Origin of the sequence: Psychrobacter sp. ASPA161_6 (assembly GCF_051970285.1) — a bacterium.
In the GTDB taxonomy this organism is placed as follows: Bacteria; Pseudomonadota; Gammaproteobacteria; order Pseudomonadales; family Moraxellaceae; genus Psychrobacter; species Psychrobacter glaciei.
On the sequence record NZ_JBEFNJ010000001.1, the window covers coordinates 1,022,179 to 1,046,781 of the forward strand.

20 protein-coding genes are annotated in these 24,603 nt (G+C 43.5%); 13 read left to right on the forward strand and 7 right to left on the reverse strand.

Annotation, left to right across the window (positions count from 1 at the left end):
- Positions 1 to 493: 493 nt before the first annotated feature.
- The 4 genes from ACTQ9T_RS04190 to ACTQ9T_RS04205 all read left to right on the forward strand — a co-directional run bounded on the left by ACTQ9T_RS04190 (position 494) and on the right by ACTQ9T_RS04205 (position 5,397).
- Positions 494 to 1,894: a 3-oxoacyl-ACP reductase gene (locus tag ACTQ9T_RS04190; protein ID WP_440464166.1), complete on the forward strand. Its 1,401-nt coding sequence runs from the start codon at positions 494 to 496 to the stop codon at positions 1,892 to 1,894.
- Between the two features lie 397 nt (positions 1,895 to 2,291).
- Positions 2,292 to 3,206 (forward strand): MaoC family dehydratase, encoded by a 915-nt coding sequence (locus ACTQ9T_RS04195; protein WP_415196433.1) that lies wholly within the window; start codon positions 2,292 to 2,294, stop codon positions 3,204 to 3,206.
- A gap of 80 nt (positions 3,207 to 3,286) precedes the next feature.
- Positions 3,287 to 3,811: a phosphatase domain-containing putative toxin gene (locus ACTQ9T_RS04200; protein ID WP_440464167.1), complete on the forward strand. Its 525-nt coding sequence runs from the start codon at positions 3,287 to 3,289 to the stop codon at positions 3,809 to 3,811.
- Positions 3,812 to 3,981: 170 nt separating this feature from the next.
- Positions 3,982 to 5,397, forward strand: a complete 1,416-nt coding sequence (locus ACTQ9T_RS04205; RefSeq protein ID WP_440464168.1) for a serine hydrolase domain-containing protein — start codon at positions 3,982 to 3,984, stop codon at positions 5,395 to 5,397.
- A 13-nt stretch (positions 5,398 to 5,410) separates the two neighbouring features.
- Here the strand turns inward: ACTQ9T_RS04205 and ACTQ9T_RS04210 are convergent, their stop codons facing one another.
- The 3 genes from ACTQ9T_RS04210 to ACTQ9T_RS04220 all read right to left on the reverse strand — a co-directional run bounded on the left by ACTQ9T_RS04210 (position 5,411) and on the right by ACTQ9T_RS04220 (position 9,766).
- Complete coding sequence (locus ACTQ9T_RS04210; protein ID WP_189581561.1) at positions 5,411 to 6,658, reverse strand: cation:proton antiporter; 1,248 nt, start codon at positions 6,656 to 6,658, stop codon at positions 5,411 to 5,413.
- A 228-nt stretch (positions 6,659 to 6,886) separates the two neighbouring features.
- Complete coding sequence (ilvD, locus tag ACTQ9T_RS04215) at positions 6,887 to 8,773, reverse strand: dihydroxy-acid dehydratase (protein WP_440464169.1); 1,887 nt, start codon at positions 8,771 to 8,773, stop codon at positions 6,887 to 6,889.
- 180 nt (positions 8,774 to 8,953) lie between these two features.
- Positions 8,954 to 9,766, reverse strand: a complete 813-nt coding sequence (locus tag ACTQ9T_RS04220; protein ID WP_194618678.1) for a hypothetical protein — start codon at positions 9,764 to 9,766, stop codon at positions 8,954 to 8,956.
- Positions 9,767 to 10,111: 345 nt separating this feature from the next.
- Between ACTQ9T_RS04220 and ACTQ9T_RS04225 the strand changes: the two genes are divergently transcribed.
- The 3 genes from ACTQ9T_RS04225 (at position 10,112) to dusB (ending at position 14,026) form a co-directional block, all read left to right on the forward strand.
- Positions 10,112 to 10,555 carry an HIT family protein gene (locus ACTQ9T_RS04225; protein WP_194618676.1) on the forward strand — a complete coding sequence of 148 codons (444 nt, stop codon included), beginning with the start codon at positions 10,112 to 10,114 and terminating at the stop codon, positions 10,553 to 10,555.
- Between the two features lie 253 nt (positions 10,556 to 10,808).
- Positions 10,809 to 12,854, forward strand: coding sequence for a BCCT family transporter (locus ACTQ9T_RS04230; protein WP_189581574.1), 2,046 nt, complete (start codon positions 10,809 to 10,811; stop codon positions 12,852 to 12,854).
- Positions 12,855 to 12,988: 134 nt separating this feature from the next.
- Complete coding sequence (gene dusB / locus ACTQ9T_RS04235) at positions 12,989 to 14,026, forward strand: tRNA dihydrouridine synthase DusB (RefSeq protein WP_440464170.1); 1,038 nt, start codon at positions 12,989 to 12,991, stop codon at positions 14,024 to 14,026.
- Between the two features lie 32 nt (positions 14,027 to 14,058).
- On the opposite strand, the gene ACTQ9T_RS04240 is transcribed toward dusB, so the two are convergent.
- A complete protein-coding gene (locus ACTQ9T_RS04240) occupies positions 14,059 to 14,448 on the reverse strand; it encodes a DUF1622 domain-containing protein (RefSeq protein ID WP_240215689.1) in 390 nt (129 codons plus the stop codon).
- Positions 14,449 to 14,975: 527 nt separating this feature from the next.
- Between ACTQ9T_RS04240 and ACTQ9T_RS04245 the strand changes: the two genes are divergently transcribed.
- From ACTQ9T_RS04245 to ACTQ9T_RS04265, 5 genes are all read left to right on the forward strand, one after another.
- Positions 14,976 to 15,863, forward strand: coding sequence for an SDR family NAD(P)-dependent oxidoreductase (locus ACTQ9T_RS04245; RefSeq protein WP_352309278.1), 888 nt, complete (start codon positions 14,976 to 14,978; stop codon positions 15,861 to 15,863).
- 506 nt (positions 15,864 to 16,369) lie between these two features.
- Entirely contained in the window at positions 16,370 to 17,422 is a 1,053-nt protein-coding gene (locus ACTQ9T_RS04250; RefSeq protein ID WP_440464171.1) for a DUF1852 domain-containing protein, read from the forward strand.
- Between the two features lie 228 nt (positions 17,423 to 17,650).
- On the forward strand, positions 17,651 to 18,679 hold the full coding sequence (locus tag ACTQ9T_RS04255) for a methionine synthase (protein WP_440464172.1): 1,029 nt from the start codon (positions 17,651 to 17,653) through the stop codon (positions 18,677 to 18,679).
- A 153-nt stretch (positions 18,680 to 18,832) separates the two neighbouring features.
- Positions 18,833 to 19,336 (forward strand): flavin reductase, encoded by a 504-nt coding sequence (locus ACTQ9T_RS04260; RefSeq protein WP_440464458.1) that lies wholly within the window; start codon positions 18,833 to 18,835, stop codon positions 19,334 to 19,336.
- A 217-nt stretch (positions 19,337 to 19,553) separates the two neighbouring features.
- Positions 19,554 to 20,369, forward strand: coding sequence for a sulfite exporter TauE/SafE family protein (locus ACTQ9T_RS04265; protein ID WP_440464173.1), 816 nt, complete (start codon positions 19,554 to 19,556; stop codon positions 20,367 to 20,369).
- A gap of 87 nt (positions 20,370 to 20,456) precedes the next feature.
- Here the strand turns inward: ACTQ9T_RS04265 and ACTQ9T_RS04270 are convergent, their stop codons facing one another.
- From ACTQ9T_RS04270 to lipB, 3 genes are all read right to left on the reverse strand, one after another.
- Positions 20,457 to 20,921, reverse strand: coding sequence for a hypothetical protein (locus ACTQ9T_RS04270; RefSeq protein WP_189581596.1), 465 nt, complete (start codon positions 20,919 to 20,921; stop codon positions 20,457 to 20,459).
- Positions 20,922 to 21,083: 162 nt separating this feature from the next.
- Positions 21,084 to 21,614: an inorganic diphosphatase gene (locus ACTQ9T_RS04275; RefSeq protein ID WP_110923013.1), complete on the reverse strand. Its 531-nt coding sequence runs from the start codon at positions 21,612 to 21,614 to the stop codon at positions 21,084 to 21,086.
- A 207-nt stretch (positions 21,615 to 21,821) separates the two neighbouring features.
- On the reverse strand, positions 21,822 to 22,655 hold the full coding sequence (lipB, locus tag ACTQ9T_RS04280) for a lipoyl(octanoyl) transferase LipB (RefSeq protein WP_440464174.1): 834 nt from the start codon (positions 22,653 to 22,655) through the stop codon (positions 21,822 to 21,824).
- Between the two features lie 458 nt (positions 22,656 to 23,113).
- Between lipB and ACTQ9T_RS04285 the strand changes: the two genes are divergently transcribed.
- Entirely contained in the window at positions 23,114 to 24,577 is a 1,464-nt protein-coding gene (locus ACTQ9T_RS04285) for a coniferyl aldehyde dehydrogenase (protein ID WP_201592490.1), read from the forward strand.
- Positions 24,578 to 24,603 lie beyond the last annotated feature (26 nt).

Genomic DNA, 24,603 nt, shown 5'->3' on the forward strand with positions numbered 1-24,603 from the left:
TAAGACGTTTTTGCTGCCTTACTGTATGTCTTTAGCAAACTATGTGACACTTATTTAAGCTCAGTAATCTCTCAGTCCACTGATAGCTATAAAAGCAGCTATGATATTTCTTAGAATGATGACTTTCGTAGACTGGCTAGTATTGATTATTAGCATTGCATAACGGCACGTTTGATAATATATTGTTATCGATAAATGCATTTGCCATAACTTATAGGTCTGATTTTAGCATAACATGGCGATTTTTAAATCTAAAAAAAGAGACTGTCTTGTATACTGGCTTGTCTACAGATTGTTATAGACATTGTTGGCTTTTGGACTTGTTTACCATGTGAGTGTATAGTTAAGGCAGTTTTGTACCCATTTACTAAATATAAATAATTATGATGCTGATGAGTCTTTATACTTGTTGGTGTTTGTATGAGTGATTATAAAAGACAAATTTCATTTTTCATTTACTCTTATCTTAACCTTTCGTTATAGGAATTATATTATGTCAGACCGTTATGGTGATTTTGTTCAATCTTCTATTGGTAAAAAAGTCGCAAAAAACTTAGGCTTGCCTATGCCAGTAGAGCTTGACCGTTTTGATAGTGGCCAGCCTTTGGTACGCGGTAGCGTCTTGGTTGGTCGTGCTAGTGGCGATGATAAAAGTGTAAGTGCTTCTGTTGCACGTATCTTGTCAGATGTACATGCTGATGTGTATGTAAACAGCAGTGATGACATCAAAGATGCGCTTTCTGATGCGGGTGTTGAAGCTAAATCCAATACGGGCGGCGATGATAAGTTTAAAGTATTGCTTTTTGATGCCAGTAATATCAGCAACGCCGATCAGCTCAAAGAAGTTTATGAGTTTTTCCATACGGTTGCTCGCCGCGTAGAACAATCAGGTCGAGTAATCATCGTTGGCCGTACGCCAGAAAACTTGACTGACATTGAAGCAGCATTGGCACAACGTGCGCTTGAAGGCTTTGTAAAGTCGGTTGGTAAAGAGTTTAAGCGCGGCGTTACCGCACAACTTATCTACGTTGAAGAAGGCGCAGAGCAAAACTTAGACTCAACCTTGCGCTTTTTCACGTCAGCTCGCTCAGCTTATGTGTCGGGACAAGTGGTACGTGTCAGCACAGGCGATAACGTTGATGTCGATTGGACACAGCCTCTAGGCGGCAAGACCATGCTAGTCACTGGTGCAAGCCGCGGTATTGGCGAAGCCATCGCGCGTGTATTGGCTCGTGAAGGCGCTCATGTTATTTGTCTTGATGTCCCGCAGCAGCAAGCTGACTTGCAAAAAGTCGCCAGCGAAATCAGTGGTTCTGTATTGACCGTTGACATCACCAGTGCTGATGCAGGCAAAGAAATCGCAGAAGCGGCGCAAAATCGTGGCGGTCTAGATTCAATCATCCATAATGCTGGCGTGACGCGCGATAAGACCTTGGCAAAAATGGATGAGAAAAAGTGGGACATGGTCATCAATATCAACTTAGGCAGTATCGCTAAGCTGAACCGCTATTTACTTGATAATGATGTCCTAAAAGACAATGCGCGCATCGTTTGCGTCTCATCAATTTCAGGTATCGCTGGTAACATGGGTCAGACCAACTACGCGACTTCGAAAGCGGGTGTGATTGGTTTGGTTGATGCCACTGCTAAGCAACTAGAAGACAATGCCAAAGGCATGACTATCAACGCTGTTGCCCCAGGATTTATCGAAACTCAAATGACAGAAGCCATCCCATTTGCTATTCGTGAAGCGGGTCGCCGTATGAACTCAATGAGCCAAGGCGGCTTACCAGTTGACGTTGCTGAAACCATCGCATGGTTTGCATCTCCTGCTTCTGGCGGTCTAAATGGCAACATTGTACGTGTTTGTGGTCAAAGCTTGCTGGGTGCATAGCCTTGAGTGCCTAGCCCTAGTTTATTTGTGGGTATAAGTGATGAGGTTGCTCATAGTAAATATATGACATAACCTATTATTTTTTATTTACCTCACATATGCTTACGAAAAAATTGCTGATAAATTGTAATAAAGCTGCCCAAGGGTGGCTTTTTTATGATAAAAACACAGGAACCATAAGCCAAATTGTTTTTCGTAGTGATAAGTGCCTATACTGTTCATGAGAATAGCTATGAGACTGGCTATCAATGTATCAATGTGCTAATTGATGACAGGCTCCAGTACTTATAACTCCAGTACTTATAAAAAACATCGTTCAATAATAGGCTTAATCAACGACTTCATAGCATTTTAATATGCATTAAAAAATCAGCTTGAGCCACACTTAGGATTTATTATGTCAGACAAACATTATGATGCGTTGCCAAAAGCGCATACGACTTACGCCAATATTGTGAAAAGCCTATTGCCTATTGGCAATAGTGACAAAATCAGTAAAGATCAACTGCCGCAAGCGACCTATTATGTGGATGACCTGCACATTGATCAGGGCAATCTAAACGATTATCGTAAGATTTGCGGTTTTGCCGATAATGGTAAAGTGCCCATTACTTATTTTTCAGTGCTGTCACAGTCGCTGCAAATGAACATGATGGTCAAAGAGCCATTTCCGTTTGCTATGCTAGGTCTGGTCCACGTGGATAATAGCGTGACTCAATATCGTCCTATTGGTGAGCGTGAGACGGTCGCTATGTCGGTCGCCTTTGATAACTTGCGTGACCATGCACAAGGTCAACAGTTTGACTTCGTGACGACGATCAAGTCAGAGGACGAAGTCATTTGGGAAGGGACGTCAACGTATCTGTCCCGTAGTAAAAAATCAGACAGCAGCAAAGATAAAAAAAGCACCCCGCGTCCAGTAACGGTGAAGCCAGAAGTGAACGCAGACGGTGTGCACAGCATCTTTGAAGTGCCAGAAGATATCGGTCGTCGTTATGCCTTTGTTTCAGGGGACTTTAATCTTATCCATTTGCATCCGCTATCCGCGCGCGCGTTTGGCTTTCCTAAAGCGATCGCTCATGGTATGTGGTCAAAGGCCAAGTGCCTTGCCATGATGGACGAGCTACCTGATGCTTGTACGGTTGACGTATCATTTAAATTGCCTATATTTTTACCCGCTGAAGTAGAGCTTATCGCTGAGCCAGTAGCGCAGCTTGACAATGCAGACGATACTTGTGAATTTGGTTTATATAGCTCTAAAAATGACAAGCCACATTTGGCTGGTGTCGTTAAATTGCACAATAACCATTAATGAGCCGTTGGTAAAATGACCATCAGTGACCCAAACAGCTTTTATCTCAATAGCCCAATCTAACGAACAAATTTATAATTATGACTTCACATACAGCAGCAATAAATGCAGATCAACCTAATAGCCCAGCAGTTACTGACAATAACGTTCTAGATAATGGTGTCGATCTCGCCACTATTTTTGACCCTTACTTCCGTCCTGATGCAAACACCATTGTGTGCGGTGCGCTCGATGAGAAAAAAGTAGCGGCTTTGGCCGAAGCTGGGGTTGAGCTGGTCATTAACTTACAGCCCGACGACGAGTTGAGCTTTGATGAAGCAGCAGCAGTCGCGCAAGCTGGCATGCATTATGAGCATCTGCCTATCAATGGCGTTGCAGACTTAAAGCAGCTTAAAATATTGGCATTTGATAATATCTTACGCCAACATCATGGCAAAAAAATAGCCATGCATTGTGGCTCTGGTAATCGAGTAGGGGCCGCCATTGCTCTGCGTGCAGGATGGCTTCGTGGTCGTAAGATGGACACTGCCATGGAGCGTGGTCGCAGCCATGGCTTGACGAAGCTTGAAGACGAAGTTTATAAGCGTTTGCTAGTACCGCGCTAAGACATAAAGATGATAAAGTGTTATTGAGCAGCACTGAGTAACAAAAAGGCGACCAATAGGTGGCCTTTTTTATGAGCAAATAGATGCTCAATATTAAGGCACTGAGGGATTTTTAAGACTTTGGCGTTTTTTTGACACTTAGCAATTATAAAAAATGGAGCAGGAAAACCATGACTGACAACAATAAAAAAACCAATCAGAATCTTGATCAGCAAATCGATGACGAGTTTCAGAAACGCATGCAGCAATTATTGACTGATTTACAGCTTGACGACGCGCCCGCTGGCGGTGCTGTGGTTGTCTATCAGGACGGTAAATGTATCGCTCAGGCGAGCGTGGGCATGGCTCGTCCAGACATGTCATGGCAGCCTGATACCTTGGCGATTAACTTTTCTACTGGTAAAGGCGTATTGGCAACGCTAGTGCATGTGTTGGTTTCGCAGCAGCTGCTTGCTTATGATGAGCCGATTGCCAGCTATTGGCCAGCCTTTGCTGCCCAGCATAAAAGTGCTGTTACGCTACGCAATGTTCTGTCGCATCAAGCCAATTTGTTTTCTATTCAGAGTGTTGACGCGGACAGCGAAGCGTTGCTCGATTGGCAATTGATGCTCAGCAAAATTGCCGCAATGTCAGTCACTGCACCTGAAGATGCCGAGTTATATGACAGCGCTTACAGTGCTTTAGTTTATGGTTGGGTATTAGGCGGCGTCATAGAAGCCGTCACTGAAATGTCATTGGCTGAGGCGCTGCGTCATTATCTGACTGAACCATTGGGTATAGCCGACAGTTGTTATTTCGGCGTGCCTGCTAGCAAAGTCGATCAAGTGGCGATGCTGGCCAAAAACTTTGCTGGGTCAAATGAGGACAGCTCACAGCTAGGTAATAGACGTCATAAACCTACGATAAAAGCAGACTCACCAGAGACGATACAAACTTATGCAAATCTGCCCAGTTATGGGTGTTGGCAGCAGCAAACATTAGCAAATAAAGAAACGGCAAATACAATGCAGGATGATGAGAAAAATAACTTACCTACATTAGACACCGCTCGTATTAATGGTTTGTACTTCAATACGAGCAAGCTTAATCTAAGAAATTATAAATCGGCACTCATACCCGCCAATAAACAACCTATCGACTATTACCAGCGCCAGACACTACAGGCAGCCATTCCAGCAGCCAATGGTGTTGCATCAGCGCAGGCACTGGCCACCATCTATGCGATGTTGGCTAATGGAGGAAAATGGCAGGGACGCACGCTTATTGATAGTGCTACTTTTGAGCAATTATCGACGCCGCAAGTCACAGGACTAGATGCTGTCATGCCAGCGAATATGGATTGGCGCTTGGGTTACCATCGACTATTTAACATTTACCAAAATGTAGAAAATGAGATGCTAAAGACAAACCAGCAAGGATTTGGGCATATGGGTTATAACGGTTCAGTGGCTTGGTGTGACCCTGCACAGCAATTATCCTTTGCTTTTATTCATAACTTCGATACCACGATGCTCAATGATGTGCGTCAGTTTGCCCTAACGGAAGCCGTGCTTAGCTTAGTCGATTCGAAGCTTTCAAAGCGCTAGACAGACCCTAAGGTTAATGTAATTTATTGGGCGCTATTTTGAGAAGTCTTGTTGCGCTAAGACCATGGATAAAAATTGAAGCCAAAATCACAATCGAACAGACGACCCATAATTTGAGCGCATCTTCCTCGCCGAAAAAACCTTGATTGAGCGCGTAAGACAAATAATATAGCGTGCCAATACCGCGAATGCCCAATGCAGAAATGGCATACTTTTCGGCGTGTGGGAGGTTCAGACCTGACAACGCAATAAACCCACCGATGGGTCGTATCAATAATAAAAAAGTGAAGCTAACAATGTAAACGCGCCATGTCAGCTCAACACCTGACTGCAATCCTTGACCAAGAAACATACCGAAAGCAACCAGCACTAACGACATGAGCAAACCTTCTGACTGTTCTGCAAAATCATGGAGCTTGTGGTGATAACTGTGTTTATGCTCTGAACGCCGGAAGGCAAAAGCCGCGACAAATACAGCAATAAAACCATAACTATGTATAAATTCTGCTGACCCATATGCCACTAGTGTTAGAGCGATAACCACATAACCTTGAGAAATGGTCGTTTCGTGGCTGTGCTTTGAAAACACCAATTTTGCCAATAGTTTACCGACAACAATACCCACCACCAAGCCTGCGCCAATTTTCCACAGCACATCATGAGTAAACCACGACCAGAGCATCTCACCTGTAAAACGCTGACCTTCGCTAAAAGCCTCTGCTATCTTGATGGCCAAATAAACGAATGGAAATGCTAATCCATCATTCAATCCGGCCTCTGAGGTCAAGGTAAAGCGCGGCGTATCTTCACCGCCCGTATTTGGAGGTCCCACTTGAATACTAGAGGCCAGCACGGGATCGGTCGGTGCCAATACAGCGCCTAGCAAGATTGCCGCGCCCATACTTAGACCAAATGCATAATACCCCAACACTGCCATAGCAAAGATGCCAATCGGCATGGTGATAAGTAACAAGCGTACGGTAGGGCGCCATAGTTTCCAAGACAGCTCAGTATCAATCTTAATACCGGCACCAACCAGAGAAACCAATATCACAATTTCAGTTAATTTTTCGACGATTAAACCATTATCAAGTGGATTCAAAAATGACAATGTCGTCCACGAATACCCCATGAGCAAGCCAAAGCTGACCTGTAGCATAGGTAAGGAGATGGGTGTCCGCTTAAAAATAATAGGAAACAACGCTCCTAATAAAAAGGCGATGCCGCAGACCAATAAAAATAAGTTATAGTGTTCAATCATAACGTTCAATACGTCCCAATTATCTTGATCTAAAACAACCTGTATGAATAATAAACAGAGTCGCCATCACCAAGCCTTATCATGACGTTAAAATTTTTTTATTACCGCAAAAAAACGTTATTGAAACGTCTGCTACGTTGTTTTTTGGTGAAAAAAAAGCCTGCATCGCGCAGGCTTAGGATAATGCTAATAAATATGTCTTAAAAACGGGCCACTAAGATTTTTGGCTTAGCGCTCAACTTGACTCACATCACGTACCGCGCCAGTATCGGCACTGGTGGTCATGGCTGCATAAGCACGTAGGGCAGGAGAAACATGGCGCTCACGACTGACGGGTTTCCATGCATCGCGGCCACGAGCTTCCATGATTTCGCGGCGAGCGGTCAATTCTGCATCGCTTACCTGCATATTGATAGTACGGTTAGGGATGTCAATATGGATAGTATCGCCTTCTTCAACCAGACCAATTGCACCGCCTTCAGCTGCTTCAGGGCTGGCATGACCGATCGAGAGGCCTGATGTTCCACCAGAGAAACGACCGTCAGTCAGTAGCGCACACTCTTTACCCAAGCCTTTAGACTTAAGATAAGTCGTTGGATAGAGCATTTCTTGCATACCAGGGCCACCTTTTGGACCTTCGTATCGAATGATGACCACATCGCCTGCAACGATATCGTCAGCCAATACCGCAGCGACGGCATCATCTTGTGACTCAAAGAGTCGCGCGCGACCAGTAAATACTAAGATGCTTTCGTCAACGCCAGCGGTTTTGACCACACAGCCACGCTCAGCGATATTACCGTACAGTACCGCAAGGCCGCCATCTGCTGAGTAGGCATGTTGGGCACTGCGGATGCAGCCTGACTCGCGGTTGACGTCAAGGTTTGACCATTCTTTTGACTGTGAGAAAGCTTCAGTGGTGCGTACGCCACCAGGTGCTGCTATATAGCGTGCGCGTGCCTCAAGATTGTCAGGATTCATGATATCCCATTTATCAATCGCTTCTTTCATCGTCGCACTATGGATGGTCGGCAAGTCAGTTTTCAGTAACCCTGCACGATCAAGCTCGGCCAACAAGGCAAAGACGCCGCCAGCACGATGCACGTCTTCCATATGGTATTTTTGTGAGGCAGGCGCGACTTTTGCAAGACAAGGAACACCGCGGCTTAAGCGGTCAATATCATGCATTTTAAAGTCGATTTCTGCCTCATTAGCAGCAGCCAACAGATGCAAAATAGTATTGGTCGAACCGCCCATGGCGATATCCAAGGTCATCGCATTTTCGAAAGCGGCTTTGCTGGCGATTGAGCGCGGCAATACGGAATCATCATCTTGCTCATAACGGCGCTTGGCAAGCGAGACAATGGTGCGACCCGCTTCTAAGAATAGCTCGCGACGTAATGAGTGAGTCGCCAATAGCGAGCCATTACCAGGTAGTGCCAAGCCTAGAGCTTCGGTCAAGCAGTTCATCGAGTTTGCAGTGAACATACCAGAGCACGAGCCACAAGTGGGGCAAGCTGAGGCTTCAATCGCGGCGACATCTTCATCACTAATGCTGTCATCAGCGGCATCCATCATCGCATCGACAAGATCAAGCTTACGAACCGCACTGCCGTTACTGTCTTCATTATTGTGACTTTTACCAACCGTACTGGCTAGAATTTTGCCCGCTTCCATCGGGCCACCTGAAATAAATACCACTGGAATATTAAGGCGCATGGCAGCCATCAACATACCCGGAGTGATCTTGTCGCAGTTAGAGATACATACCAAGGCATCTGCGCAGTGAGCATTGACCATGTATTCAACAGAATCCGCAATCAAGTCGCGACTCGGCAATGAATACAACATACCGCTATGACCCATCGCAATACCGTCATCAACGGCAATAGTATTGAACTCTTTTGCCACGCCGCCTGCTTGCTCAATCTCGCGAGCGACCATTTGCCCCAAGTCTTTTAGATGCACATGACCAGGTACAAACTGGGTGAAGGAGTTGGCAATGGCAATAATTGGCTTGCCAAAATCGCCATCAGTCATACCTGTTGCACGCCATAGGGCACGTGCACCTGCCATATTACGACCACCAGTAGAGGTTTTTGAGCGATAATCCATGTGATATTCCTTACAAATAAGCGAGATTTATTAACGTGTGCAGCATCAGCTTTGATGCGGATAGTGTGCTTTTTATGCAGAGTGAGTACTAGTGAATAATACTAATTCGTTACCATACCATTAGCTATGAATAACTGAAAATAATGCATAGACAATCATAAAGGAGTTGTGGTTAAAACACTACTCAAGGCGTTCTAAAATTGCCGTGTCAAACCATGGTAGCTCGGCTTTATCCGCTTCTAATTTGGCAATGACAGTTAATGCATGAGAGGATAGTAGTTGTTGATAGTCAGCACTAGCCTCAATAGTTAGTAATGGCTCTTCAGTGTTGCCTTGCTCATCGATACTCATTAAAGTTTGCTTGTCGTTTTTATATAGAACATCAACGCGACCAAAAAACTGCCAGTCTTTAAAAGCGGCTGTCATCGCGTCTTCTGCATCTTTGGTATATATTTGCTGCGTCTCTTTGCCCGTATTGGTCCAATGTAGACGTACGGCTAATTGCAGTGCCTCACTAAAGACCACCAACGAGCCAATCACTTTGACATGCCAAGGACTAGACAATAAATCATTAGAAATATCTAAGAGAGTCGCGGCCTCAGCAGCAGTCATGGGTGTGTTAAATTGAGCGAGTAAGGTAGGTGTCAGCGGATGCGTCTGTTTAATAGCGTCATCCAAGCTATCATAATGATATAAGAACGGCAATGGCAAGTCTTGCGTGACCGTCTTTTTGCTAATTTTGCAATTATGAATACGCCAGCTAATGGTGGTATCTGTTAAAGCCTCTGCCAAGACAATCGTATTTGGATTTATCTTTAGGAGATTATTATTTTGAGTGTCACTTTGATCGCTACTGACAACAGCAACTTGTTCATCGCTTGCAGATGTAGGCGCATCTGTGTTGTCGTTGAGGTCATGGGCTAATAGCGTATCTGTGTCATGCGATGTGGTGGTATTGTCTGATAATTGAGTCGGCAAGGCAGTCAAATTCATAACTCCAGCGTTAGCAAAATAGGGGGTTAATATAACATTTAATAGAGGATACTCGCCAATAAATTAGCGTGTTTGAATGGTCTGTCAGTACAAAGATAAATTTGATTTTTTCACTTATAGTCAGTGAAAAGTAATATCGATACATCACGCACTGCTGATATTAATTTTTCTTGCTTGCTGTGCCTGTGCAGACAGAGGCTACAAAAAATTAATATTAGCAGTATCGTCGCGTTTTTGGGGTATTTTGACTCTATCTGCTGCTTGTACTTAACCCACATTTCGTCCACTATGTTGCAGATGGCATATTCACTACTCAAAATCATAAAATAACCAAAAGGAATGATAATGACTGAAGTTAAACAACAAGCTGATTATGACGATAACAACATTTTTGCCAAAATGCTAAACGGTGATATCCCGTATCACAAGGTTTATGAAGATGATAAAACCCTCGCTTTTATGGATATCATGCCGCAAGCAGAAGGGCATGTATTGGTCATCCCTAAGCAAAAAGCCGTTGATTTGGCAGGTCTTCAACCTGATTATGCCGCTGCAATACTAATGACATCCAAAAAGGTCATGCAAGCGCAGCGCCAAGTGTTTGAGCGTGAGGGCGTTATTCAGATGCAGTTGAATGGATCACAAGCAGGTCAAACGGTGTTTCATTATCATGTGCACCTGATTCCATCGAGCATTCATGAGTTGGGTCGCCATGCAGTGACGCAAGCAGATCATGAAAAACTGGCGGAAATTGCCAAGCAACTTGCGGCAGTGATTGCTGCTCAATAATATATGTCTTTAACGAAGAATTTTTGAGAGTTCCAAAATAGATAAAAAGGTCGCTAGCAAGCGGCCTTTTTTGTTGCTTGGTAATAGTCATGTAATAATCGTTAAAGTAATGTTACAAGATAAGAGCTTATCTGGGGTTCAGGCAAAGAGTGTGATACAAATTATATTTTGTTAGGCATATCTGTTTCATATTGCTTCTACGAATAACCTTTTCATAAAATAAAGCTGTATTAATTTGAGGATATCACTTTTTATGAGTAAATTACCTCGCTCTACTATCTTATTGCCAGTGTTTGTACCTGCTGCTGTCATCATGATTTTATTGGTGGTTGGCACTGCTGCAAATCCTGAAGCGGCGGGCGCACTATTTAGTACTGTTTTGACATTCACCACCAATACCTTTGGTTGGTTTTATATGTTGGCAGTCGCGCTGTTTTTAATGTTTATTATCGCGCTGGCATTTTCATCTTATGGCACTATCAAGCTTGGGCCTGATCATGCTGAGGCTGAATATAAATTCCTTGAATGGTTTGCCATGCTGTTTTCGGCAGGTTACGGCATTGCCTTATTGTTCTTTGGTGTGGCCGAGCCAGTCATGCATTTTGCCAGCCCGCCATTGTCTGATCCGCAGACTATTGAGGCGGCAAAAGAAGCGATGCAGATTGCTTATTTTCATTGGGGTTTTCATATTTGGGCGATTTATGGGGTGGTAGGGCTATCGCTGGCGTATTTCTCTTTTCGCCATGGTCTACCATTGTCGATGCGCTCCACGTTATATCCTTTAATTGGTGACAAGATTTACGGGCCTATTGGTCATACTGTCGATGTGTTTGCAATTGTGGGTACACTGTTTGGTATCGCCACCAGCTTAGGGTTGTCAGTATCGCAAATTAACGCTGGCCTCAACTATCTGTTACCGGACCTCATTCCAGTCAATACTACCGTACAGGTTATTGCTATTGCATTGATTACCGCTGCTGCACTGGTCTCAGTGCTGGCAGGTATGGATAAAGGCGTCAAGCGGCTGTCTATATTGAATATGGTACTAGCGACTGCGCTGATGATTTTTGTGTTTGTTGTAGGGCCAACGGTCTTTATTCTAAATGCCTTTATGGAAAATACGGGCAGTTATTTGGGTAATATTGTCGAGCGCACCTTTAGCTTGCAAGCGTATGAAAACAGCGATTGGATCGGTAGTTGGACATTGTTTATTTTTGCTTGGACAATCGCATGGGCGCCTTTTGTTGGTTTGTTTATTGCCAAAATTAGCCGTGGTCGTACCATTCGTGAGTTTGTACTTGGTGTCATGCTAGTGCCAACGTTCTTCACTTTCTTTTGGTTTGCCGTATTTGGTGATACTGCATTGCATATGATTATGGTAGATGGTTATACCTCGTTAATTACTGAGGTACAAAACAACCAAGCGATTGCCTTGTTTAAACTGCTAGAAAACCTGCCTTTCACTGAGTTTGTGTCTTCATTAACCATACTATTAATCATTACCTTTTTTGTGACGTCGTCAGATTCAGGTTCATTGGTGATTGATTCGTTAGCAGCAGGCGGTCGAAGTGATACGCCATGGTGGCAGCGTACGTTTTGGGTAGTGACCGAAGGGGCGGTCGCAGCTGCGTTATTGCTTGCCGGTGGCCTAACAGCACTCCAAACGGCTTCTATCGTTAGTGCCTTACCTTTCGCGATTATTATATTGATATCGATGTTTGGCATGTGGCGTGCGCTACGTATCGAAGGACATCGTAACCAGAGCTTGGGTAATGACAGCAAACTACCGCCGCACTTGCTTAAGCCATCAGCATGGCGTGATCGTATCGATTACATCACTGATCAACCAACCCGTGACAAGGTTTTAAACTATATCAAAGAGGTGATTATGCCCTCAATGGTAGAGGTATCAGCCAAATTTGCAGAGACAGGCTGGACGACTGATGTCAATTATGATGCGGTCAATAATCGCGCTGTGCTTGAGCTGCATCGCGGTGATGATGTCGAGTTTTGGTATGAAGTGCGCCTATCTGAACATGATGCGCCGGATTACCATACCGAAAGTACAGCAGGTGAGTTGCCACAAGAGCATCATCATCGTGCTGAGGTTTATCTGCGCCGTGGTGGTCAAACCTATGATTTGTACGGCTATGAGACAGAGTCCGTCATCAACGATATCATTGATCAGTTCGAGAAATATTTGCACTTCCTGAATGTGTCACCGGACAGTTTGCCGTGGCGTATGCAAGAGCATGATGATGACATTACGTTGGAGCAGGGCAGTGTGTTTGATAAATAGTTGGTTTGGCGCTTAAAAACTGATGTTTATGGGTGCAAGTTATTCGAGTGAATCGCTTGCAATATGCGTATGAACCCTTAGAATAACGGCTTGATTTCATTGACCTGTTTTTATTAATAAGTAAGCCGTTATTTATGTCTATAGATATTTCAGTCTCTGAGACTCCGCAAACGCAGATTGCAAGCGATCATCCCTTATTGCAGCCGTTGAATATCGGCGGCTTGACGATTGAAAACCGTCTGATAGTCGCACCAATGGCAGGAGTCACAGATAACCCCTTTCGCCGTTTGTGTAAGTCATTTGGCGCAGGTCATGCCGTCAGTGAGATGATTATCGCTGATACCGCGCTTTATGCACGCAAAAAATCATTATACCGTGCCAATTTCGATAATGAGATCGCCCCTATTTCTGCACAGATAGCGGGGGCGGAGCCAAACAAATTGGCAGAAGCGGCTCGCTATCAGATCGATAATGGCGCACAAATCATCGATATTAATATGGGCTGTCCCGCCAAAAAAGTCTGCCGAAAGCTGGCGGGTTCTGCCTTGCTTCAAGACGAAGATTTGGTGGCACGTTTGCTGGATGCTGCGGTAAATGCCGTCGATGCGCCTGTCACCTTAAAAACACGATTGGGCTATGAGAATGGGCGTGAAAACATTTTGCGCGTTGCCAAGCGAGCAGAGCAAGCAGGTATTGCCGCCATTGCCATTCATGGGCGTACGCGTGAGGATATGTATACGGGTGAAGCGCGTTATGAGCTGATACGGGAAGTCAAAGAAAGCATTAGCATTCCGGTCATTGCCAATGGTGATATCGATAGTGCGCAAAAAGCGCAGCGTGTTTATGAATTGACGGGTTGTGATGCCGTAATGATTGGACGAGCGGCACAAGGTCAGCCGTGGATATTTCGTGATATTGAGCATTTTTTGCGTACTGGTGAGCGTCTTGATGCACCAAATGTTGGCGAAATCAAAAAAATTGTACTGGCGCATTTACAAGAGCTATATGACTTTTATGGTGAATACTCTGGCTGCCGAATCGCCCGTAAGCATATTGCTTGGTATACCACTGGCATTCCAAACTCTAATGCCTTTCGCCAAGCCATGTATGGTGAAGAGAGCACCGCTGGGCAGTTTCGTGTGGTCGAGGCTTTTTTACAGGCTCATGAGTAAGGCATAAATAGCTATTGGCTATGAATCACTGATTACAACTCATCAGCATGCTCAGTCTTTGATGTCTTTTCAGGCACAGACTTGGGGTGTTGCCAAGGAAAGCGACCTTCTAGCTCGACTTGTAAAGATAAGCTTAAAAAAGTTCGAATGAGCACAATAAACCCCAATACCAAAACACTACGCAGCGTAGGCTCTGTAACGACAGTAGCCATAATGTCAGCAGCAATGAGCACTTCAAGCCCTAACAAAATGGACTTGCCAACCGTCTGTCTGATCTCGACATAGGTGTCATGGGTGAAACGACCTGTTGAACGAACGCCTCTATAAAAAGCATAAAGCAGTCCAAAGAACATAATAAGGACACCAATGACTTCAACGATTTTGGCAATGAAATCAATATAATGAGCCAGTATTTCTACCAAGGTGTGTTCTCCTTATGATGCGTAAATTGCAAAAACAATTATAGCCAAAAAGCTGGAAAAATGGGATGGTATATTTGCCGCCCTTTTACTGGGGCGTGTACTCAATCTGAACGAAAACGCCTAAATGGGTTAAAAATAGCTAAATCCTGCCAAACATCGTCAAACATCGTCAAACATAGTCAAAGTATCCTAAAAACGCGTCGGTATTGCTGATATCAATTTTTTGTAGCCTCTGTCTGCGCAGGCACAGCAAGCAAGAAAAATTGATGTCAGCAGTACGTGATGTATCGATATTAATTTTCACTGACTATAGCTGATGGATATCTCGATATTATCTACGCTAATTTCCTTGTTTGGCTGCCATTTACCTCATTTTTATCACTATTTTCAAAATGAGGACACACCCTAGTGGTTCGCAAAATTATTTTTATCAAATTTTACTGGTACTTTTTCGAGTAATTACAATGTAATTTTGGTATTCTAGAGCTGCACACTATTGGGAATATAATAAACAAAAAGGATTTTTTATGGCTACTCCCTCAAAAAAGGCAATTAGCAAAGCGGTTAAAGACAAATATATCATCATTACTGGTGCTTCAAGCGGTATCGGTGAACGTACAGCCTTTTTGCTTAGTGAATGCGGCGCTCATGTCATTTTATTAGCACGTACCGAAGAGAAGTTAAAAATAGTAAAAGAAAATATTGAGGAACTTGGCGGTAAGGCCAGTTATTATCCTTGTGACTTGACCAATATGGATGAGATTGAAAAAGTCAGCGAGCAAATTTTGGCTGATTTTGGTCATGTTGATGTATTGGTCAATAACGCTGGTCGTTCAATTCGACGTTCGGTGCACGAATCTATTGATCGTTTCCATGATTTTGAGCGTACCATGGATATCAATTACTTTGGCGCTGTCAAAATAGTTCTCGGATTTTTGCCGACGATGATTGAACGCCAAGCCGGTCAAATTGTTAATATCTCATCTATTGGCGTACTGGCAAACAGTCCGCGTTTTGCCGCCTATGTCGCCTCAAAATCGGCACTGGATGCCTTTAGTCGCTGCTTGGCTGCTGAAGTGAAAGGCGATAATGTCACGATTACCAATATCTTTATGCCATTGGTACGCACACCGATGATTGAGCCAACCAAGCTATATCGTTACATGCCTGCGCTGATGCCGGATGAAGCGGCGATGATGGTCGCAAAAGCGATTGTTCATAAACCAAATAGTATTGCCAGCAACATGGGTAAATTTGCGTCGGCGACTTATTCGTTAGCACCAGCAATCAACGTTGGTATTCAATCGATGGGTTATCGTATTTTCCCAAGTACCCGTGCAGGACTGACTACCGATAAAAAACCAAACCTTGCTCAGCGTGCCTTTGCCAGAATTCTTCCTGGTGAGCATCACTAGAATAGAACTTTTATTAGCTCTGAATAATATGAAAAGGATGCTGCGGTATCCTTTTTTAATGTCTTGAAAATAATAGTAGACAAAGTAAGTGTATTTTTTAGCAACTCTATGTTGATACTTCCTACTATTAAGGAGAGATCAAATCATTATTTGTTGCCACCTGCTTTTTATTACAGCTTATGGTGCTTTAAATTAAGTATATTTATTTCTTTACGCTAGTCAATCTAGATCGCTTCTACACATACATCAAGTCACGTTTTAGATACTCGTAGTTGATATATTTAAGTGATTTGATTTGCACTCCATAGGCTTAACTTTTTATTGAGTAAGCCATCAAAACCTCCGCTATCCAAATCTATTTCATGCTCCTAGAATTATAAACATGAATATTATTCATGTTATATTTAAATAGTATCGTTTTTATTCATGTAATGTTTTAGGTATGATTCATCCCATACAGAAATTTGGTTTTATCTCAGTTAATGAGATTAGGGTAGGGGATTACCATGAATAAACAATTTACATATTCCATCTCAAGCATTCGTTTTGATGAAAACTATCAACCTGCAGACAGCACACGTCTGACGACGAACTTTGCAAATTTGGCGCGTGGCGAGAGTCGTCAAGAGAACTTGCGCAAGACATTAACAATGATAAACAATCGTTTCAACGATCTAGCGCATTGGGACAATCCGACCGCAGACCGTTATTCTGTTGAAGTTGATATCATTTCTGCCGACTTGGATATCGCAGGCAATGGTCATACCTTCCCAGTCATTGAGACCTTAAAAACAACGATTGTGGATCATAAGGAAAACAAGCGTATTGACGGTATGATTGGCAATAGCTTCTCCTCTTATGTGCGTGATTATGACTTTAGCATCGTGTTGCCAGAACACTTTGAAAACCATCCAAAATCCGCGCCGCCAGAAGCGTTTGGCGATTTACATGGCAAACTGTTTCAACATTTATTGAACTCAGAGGCCTACCAAGCCAACTTTGATAAACAACCAGTGATTTGTCTGAGTGTGTCAAGCAGTAAAGTCTATCAGCGTACGGGCAATCAGCATCCTGTATTGGGAGCCGAATACAGACAAGATGGCGGCTCTTTGAACAAGGGGTCATTAACTGATGAGTACTTTTCCAAAATGGGCTTAGCAGTGCGCTATTTTATGCCTGCTGGTAGTGTGGCGCCTTTAGCATTTTACTTCGCGGGTGATTTGCTAAGTGATTACACCGACCTTGAGCTAATCAGCGCCATCAGTACTATGGAGACTTTTCAAAAGATTTATCGGCCTGAAATTTACAATGCCAACTCGACCGCCGCTCAAGTGTATCAACCAAGCTTAAAGTACCAAGATTACTCACTGACGCAAATTATCTATGACCGCGAAGAGCGCAGTCAGATGGCAGTGACGCAAGGTAAGTTTACGGAAGATGAGTTCATCACACCGTATCAAGCTGTCCTTGATGAGTGGGCGGCAAACTATGTGATGACAAGCGAGACTTTTCAAAAAGAAGCGGTGCAAAAACGCGCTGATGATAAACAAGCTGCCTAGGGCGTGTCCTCAATTCAACCGATAGCGATCTAAATGGGCTAAAAGTGGTTAAATCTTGCCAAACATCGTCAACTAGCTAGGTAATATCTCGATATTATCTGCGCTATTTTCCTTGTTTGGCTGCCATTTACCTCACTTTTATCCTCATTTTTAAAATGAGGACACGCCCTAGCATAACCTCACTGGACACCAAAATAAAAAAATAAACATTATAGAAGATTAAAAATTATGACACTATTATTACCGACATCGACAGCTGGTAGCTTACCAAAACCATCTTGGCTCGCTGAACCTGAGAAAATTTGGTCACCTTGGGCATTAGAAGGGGAGCAACTGCTTGAAGCCAAACAAGATGCCTTACGTTTGACATTGCAAGAACAGCAGCATGCTGGGATTGATATCGTCAGTGATGGTGAGCAGACCCGTCAGCATTTTGTGACTACCTTCATTGAGCATCTAGATGGCGTCGATTTTGAGAATCGTAAAACCGTCAAAATCCGTGACCGCTATGAGGCCAGTGTGCCGTCAGTCGTTGGGGCGGTGAGCCGTCAAAAGCCAGTGTTTGTAGACGACGCTAAATTTTTGCGGGCGCAAACCGATCAGCCAATTAAATGGGCGCTGCCAGGGCCTATGACGATGATTGATACACTGTATGATGGTCATTATAAAAGCCGTGAAAAATTGGCTTGGGAGTTTGCCAAAATTCTGAATCAAGAGGCGAGAGAATTAGAGGCAGCTGGCGTGGATATTATCCAGTTTGATGAGCCTGCGTTTAATGTGTTCTTTGATGACGTCAATGACTGGGGTATTGCCACTTTAGAGCGCGCTATCGAAGGTCTAAAGTGCGAAACAGCGGTGCATATTTGCTACGGCTATGGCATTAAGGCCAATAACGATTGGAAAAAGACACTGGGTTCAGAGTGGCGTCAATACGAGCAAGCGTTTCCAAAATTGCAGCAGTCAAGCATTGATATCGTCTCGCTTGAGTGCCAAAACTCGCACGTGCCGATGGATTTGATTGAATTGATTCGCGGTAAAAAAGTGATGGTCGGTGCTATCGATGTGGCAACTAATACTATTGAAACCCCTGAAGAAGTGGCAGATACCCTACGCAAAGTTCTACAATTCGTCGATGCAGACAAGCTCTATCCTTCGACCAACTGCGGCATGGCACCTTTGCCTCGCGAGGTAGCACGCGGCAAGTTAAAAGCGTTGAGCGAGGGCGCGGCAATCATTCGTCAAGAGCTGAGCGCTTAGTTACTGGCTCGCACTTATCAATAGGTGGGATAGGTCTAATCAAGTTTGTTTATTCGGTTTGATTGAAATACTGTGGGTAGGCCATCAAGTAGTCTTAATGCCATTTAGAAATAAGTCATAGCCAAATTTAGGAGTTCAGCGATGAGTAAAGATATGATTGAAACCACCGACTTTAGAGATGCCATGTCGCTATTGACGACTGCCGTTAATGTGGTTACCACAAAAGGTAGCTCTGGTATTCATGGGTTTACGGCATCTGCGGTATGTAGCGTCACAGACACACCGCCTACCTTGCTGGTCTGTATGAATCAGACCTCTCGCTCACATGGCTACTTTCTTGAAAACAAAACGTTGAGTGTCAATGTATTAGGTGCACATCATGAGCCAATATCTAATGCCTTTGCCTCCAAATTAGGTTCGGAAGAACGATTTAAACAGGGCGTTTGGACGCAATTAGCGACAGGTGCACCTGTTTTAGAGGATGCGCTGGTCAGTTTTGATTGTGAGATTGAGGATATTCAAGAAGTCGGCACGCACAGTGTCTTTATGTGCCGTGTGGTTGCCATTAAGCACGCCGTATCACAAGGTGGCGCTGATGAAAGTTTGGTGTATTTTAATCGTGCCTATCATCAAGTGGGTCAAACAGAAATTGCTTAAGCTGACTTTCTGATATTGATTATTTAATGGTCATCTAACTATAGTCAGCTCAATATAAAGAAAATACAGTAAAACTGGAATGAATTTTTTGTAGCCTCTGTCGGCGTAGGCACAGCAAGCTAGAAAAATTTGTATCAATTTTACATTATCAGATAACGTATCCATTTTATTTAGCATCGACTATAAAACTATCCTTTAACCGAGAAGTAACTATCCCGTGGAAATACTCATTTTTTTAATAATTGGTGCGCTAGCAGGGTTTGCTGCAGGGCTATTTGGCGTGGGCGGTGGCACCATCATCGTACCACTATTATTTATCGTCTTTACCCAAATGGGCTACAGTCCTGACAATATCATGCATTTGGCGTTAGGGACATCACTAGCGACCATTATTGTCACCTCTATTAGCTCGCTCATGGCGCATAATAAAAAGGGCGCGGTCATGTGGCCTGTCTTTAAAAATCTCGCACCAGGTCTAGCGATTGGTTGCTTTTTGGGTGCGGGGATTGCAGGGCAAATATCTGGGCTATATCTCCAGCTTATCGTTGGTGTATTTCTGCTTTGGGTCGCCTATAAGATGTTTTTTGGTGGTAAAAAGCAGGTCGCTAGTCATTCTAATGATGTTAATCCAGAACTGCCGTCTAAGCCTAAGCAATTAGCAGCAGGCGGGGTTATCGGTGTCGCTTCTGCCATTTTTGGTATCGGTGGTGGCAGCTTAACCGTCCCTTATCTCACGCGTTATGGCGTGGTCATGCAAAAAGCTGTCGGCACTTCAGCAGCATGTGGTTTACCGATTGCCATTGCTGGTGCGTTAGGCTTTATGGTTTTTGGCATGCAGCAGCAAGTTGATGTGCCTAACACTATTGGCTTTGTCCATATTTATGCTTTTTTAGGCATTAGTATCATGAGCTTTTTTACCGCAAAAGTAGGCGCGAAAGTCGCGCATATACTATCACCAGCATTACTAAAAAAATGTTTTGCGATATTATTAACTGTGGTAGGGTTTTATTTCCTTTATAAAGGCTTGCTCTAAGTGCCGCTTATAAAGAAAAATAGTTAAGCAGCTGCCATGCATTAATACAAAATTCTATGGAAAATATGACAATCCAATATTTTTTATTTAGCCAAATACTTGCCACAATATCCAGAACAATCCTGTCATGATGAAGATAATGATTAGCAACCGCTTTGCCCAATACGGTAAAAGCGGTTTTTTATAGCCCAAATCATTCAACTGGCTGTCGACACCTCGCTGTAGGCTTTTGAATCCTTGATCTGTTTGAGTGGTTTTCACACGGTTTTTTATTAAACGATCTGGTTCTTCCTCTGCTTGCTCTCTATCAAAACTGATCGCTTGATTAGGAATACCTTGCTTATTGGCAATAGTATTTAATTTCTGCTGTTGTTTTACCTTTAGTGCCGTCTCATAAGCATCGATTCTACTCTTTGCTTCATCCATACTGATATTTTCATCGGCTGCCAATGTTTTGATCGCCATCACCAAATTGTTTTTTTCAATCATCATGATGATCGCTTTCGGCAACTTTGTATTGACTGGTTTTGCGCTAGGATCAGGATTAAACATGATTGTCCTTATTACAACATGAGAGTGTGAATAGGTCGTACGGTGGTTCATTATAACCATTTTCTATCAGCAAGATTCAAGCAAAAAAATACCGCAATCATAATAATGACTGCGGTATTTTAATAGTTATCTTTATCAGCATTTCTGCCAATCTTTGATAAATTATAGATCTTTCCAGCGTTGGATAGACTTTTTGATCACTTCTTTAGCTTCTGCAACATCATCCCAAGATTCAACCACTGTGCTACCTGGTTTTTTCAGGTCTTTGTAATGGCTGAAGTGGTACTCTAACTGGTTGATTAGCTGCTTTGGCAGATCAGCTAGGCTGTTGTAAGCATTGCCTGTGTCACGGTCGTCAGCAGGTACGACAACGATTTTGTCATCCACTTCGCCATCATCAACGAACTTCATGACGCCGATTACTTTGGCTTTTAAGAAAATACCTGTTGGTAATGGCTGCTCAGTAAGCAATAACACATCTAGCTCATCACCATCTTCGTCTAGCGTTTGTGGGATAAAACCATAGTTGCAAGGTTTGGCAAAAATCTGTGGATCAATACGATCAAGCTCAAATACGGCCAATTCGCGATTCCACTCAATTTTATGGCTGCTACCAGCAGGGATTTCTACTACTACGTTGATAATGCCGCCATCTACGTCGCCGGCGTCCAAAATTTTGTTAAAATCTGCCATAAAATGCTCCAATTTTCTTTTGTTTTAAGTGTTTGAATAATCAATGATAGTCAAAGGATTGAGCTGGACAAGCAGTAAGATTATTACTGTGCCCGATTTGTGCTGCATGCAATTATAGCAAGTTTGGTCTGAATTTTCTCATAATGCTTAAGTCTAAGCGGGCAAGATATTATGCAAAAAAAGATTATGCAAAATGGCCTCAGAAAATCACTTGGGTGCAATTGCTCGTAGCTCAATCAGTCCAGCATGACGTTTGGCAATATTATCAATAAGCTTTTGAGTTACTTGCTCATAGCTCAAAGAATTATGTATGTGCTGAGCTGTTTGCACCTCTGGCTCTTTTTGTATGGTCAAAAAATCAGCCAAGCGTAGCATTTGCATGCCAGCGTAGCCGCAAGGATTGATGGCATTAAAAGCTGATAAGTCACAATTGATATTGAGTGCAATGCCATGATAGCTAAAACCATGCTTAATCTTAAAACCCAATGAGGCTATTTTGCCAAGCATGATTTTGTCATCCAAAGAAGTGTTCTGGGCTTGCGCATCAGTATCAGTATCTGCATATAAATAAACACCGGGTGCATCACGGCGAGCGTGGGCGCTGATATTATCACTGATAGATGACGATGAGTTCTGTAGACAGTTATTTACCACGTCCTCGATCGCTTGCTCTGCATGCGATACCAGATTGCGTACACTCCAGCCTATACTGTCCAGATCAAATAGCCAGTATACAACCAGCTGTCCATGACCATGCCATGTCACCTGTCCACCGCGATCCGTCTTGATAATCGGGGTGTCAGTTCGTTGCAGGATATGTTCTTCTTTACCTGCTTGCCCAAGCGTGTAAACGTCATTATGATCGACAATCCATAGCTCATCAGGCGTGCGTAAGCCTTGCTCTTTTTTGAGTGCGATACGCTCCAAGGTACGCGCTAGCATAGCATCATGGGTAGAGACATAATCGGCGGCCGACAGCGATTTTGTAAGAAGGGTGTCGTAAGGAGAGGTATTGTGAGTCTGCTGCGTGACATTTTGCATAAGCGTGACTGTCTTATTGTTGTCTGGTGTAAAGTATTGGCGAATTTTGACTGGTGGCGAAAGCTCAACACCCCCCAATGCTGAGTGTAGCAGTTTTTGTGATTGCCGCCCAAATTTTAATAGATACCTACAATTTTAATCGATACCTACTATAAAGCCTAAATATTAAAGAGACTATAATTAAAGAGACTATAAGAGACGATATATCCTTTAAATGATGATTCAGTGCAGCTATTGTCTCTGTGACCGACACGTATTTTATACAAACCCAGCAGTCAATCAAAGACACTGTTCATTGCTTAGTCAATGCGCTACATTAAACAGCAACGAATGGAATCTTGTTAGTTCTTATAATGATATGCGCGCGTGCGGCTCTTTCCGCTAGCGCTTAAAGACAAATATAGAGTTATCAATCAAATACAGCGTACTGACTCTAACGCTTATGACAAGGAAGATATATGACAGACAATAATCAGAACACCACTAATCAGGCGCATACCAGTACCGATAAAGCGCTTAGTATTATGACTACTATCGATGAGATGCAAGCGCAGTTCTCTAGATTGCAAGCATTGAGCCGTGCTCAGCCAATAAATGATTGGGCGACGCGGGAGACTCAACTAGACAACTTAGAGATGATGCTTAGCGATAACCAACATAACCTTGCTCAAGCGATTAGCGCAGATTTTGGCTATCGCAGTGAGTCTGAAACCCAATTTGCGGAGCTTGTTCCCAGTTTTACGGGTATCAGCCATGCCAAAAAGCATGGCAAAAAATGGATGAAAACACGTCGCGCTTCTATTTCAGCATTATACATGCCAGCTCATAACGAGATTCAGCCGCAGCCATTAGGTGTGGTTGGTATCATGGTGCCGTGGAACTATCCATTGTTCTTAGCCGTCGGGCCAATCATCGATGCGCTCACAGCAGGCAATCGAATCATGGTTAAGATGAGTGAGTCAGCACCGCAGTTCGCGCAAGTGTTTGCAGATCTCATCGCTCACTACTTTTCGCCAGATATGGTTTGTGTTGTATTGGGCGAAGTAGAGATCGCTGCCGCTTTTAGTAAGCTGCCTTTCGATCATCTATTGTATACCGGCTCTACTGAAGTAGGCAAAAAGGTCATGGCTGCTGCTGCGCCTAATTTGACCCCGGTTACGTTGGAGCTTGGTGGTAAGTCACCCGTTATCGTATTGGACGGTGCCAATCTAGAAGCGGCTGTCAATCGCGTGATGATGGGTAAAACGCTGAATGCCGGTCAAACTTGTATTGCCCCTGACTATGTCCTAATCCAGCGCAAAGATCACGAAGCGTTCATTGGCTTAGCAAAAGAGTGGATGCAAAATCATTATCCGAACATCAGCGAAAACCCAGATTACTCGCGTATTATCAATGGTGAGCAGTTTAAGCGTATCAAAGGTTATCTAGATGGCGTCTCTAGCGAAAACATTCACAAGATAACTGATGCAGACTATGATATCGAAACGCGGTTGATGCCACCAGTTATTATCAGTGAGCCTGCACCCGATAGTGATGTGATGCAAAACGAGCTGTTTGCACCGATTCTGCCGTTGATGCACTATGATACGCTCGATGATGCGATCGATTTCGTCAATGCTCGTCCGCGTCCATTAGCGCTTTATGTGTTTGGTGAGCGTCACAGCGACATAGAAAAAGTACGTGACAATACGGTATCAGGTGGCTTAGCTATTAATGAAGTGATCCTGCATGTGGTGCAGCACGACTTGCCGTTCGGCGGAGTTGGGCACTCAGGCACTGGCGCGTACCATGGCAAAGCTGGTTTTGAGCGTTTAAGTCACATGAAGCCTGTGTTTGTACAAAATAAGCTCAACGGCATGAATTTCCTATTACCACCTTATGGCGGATTATTTAACAAAGCTATGGCATTTATGATGAAGTAAATGCTATGAGATTGTCCGTTTAATAA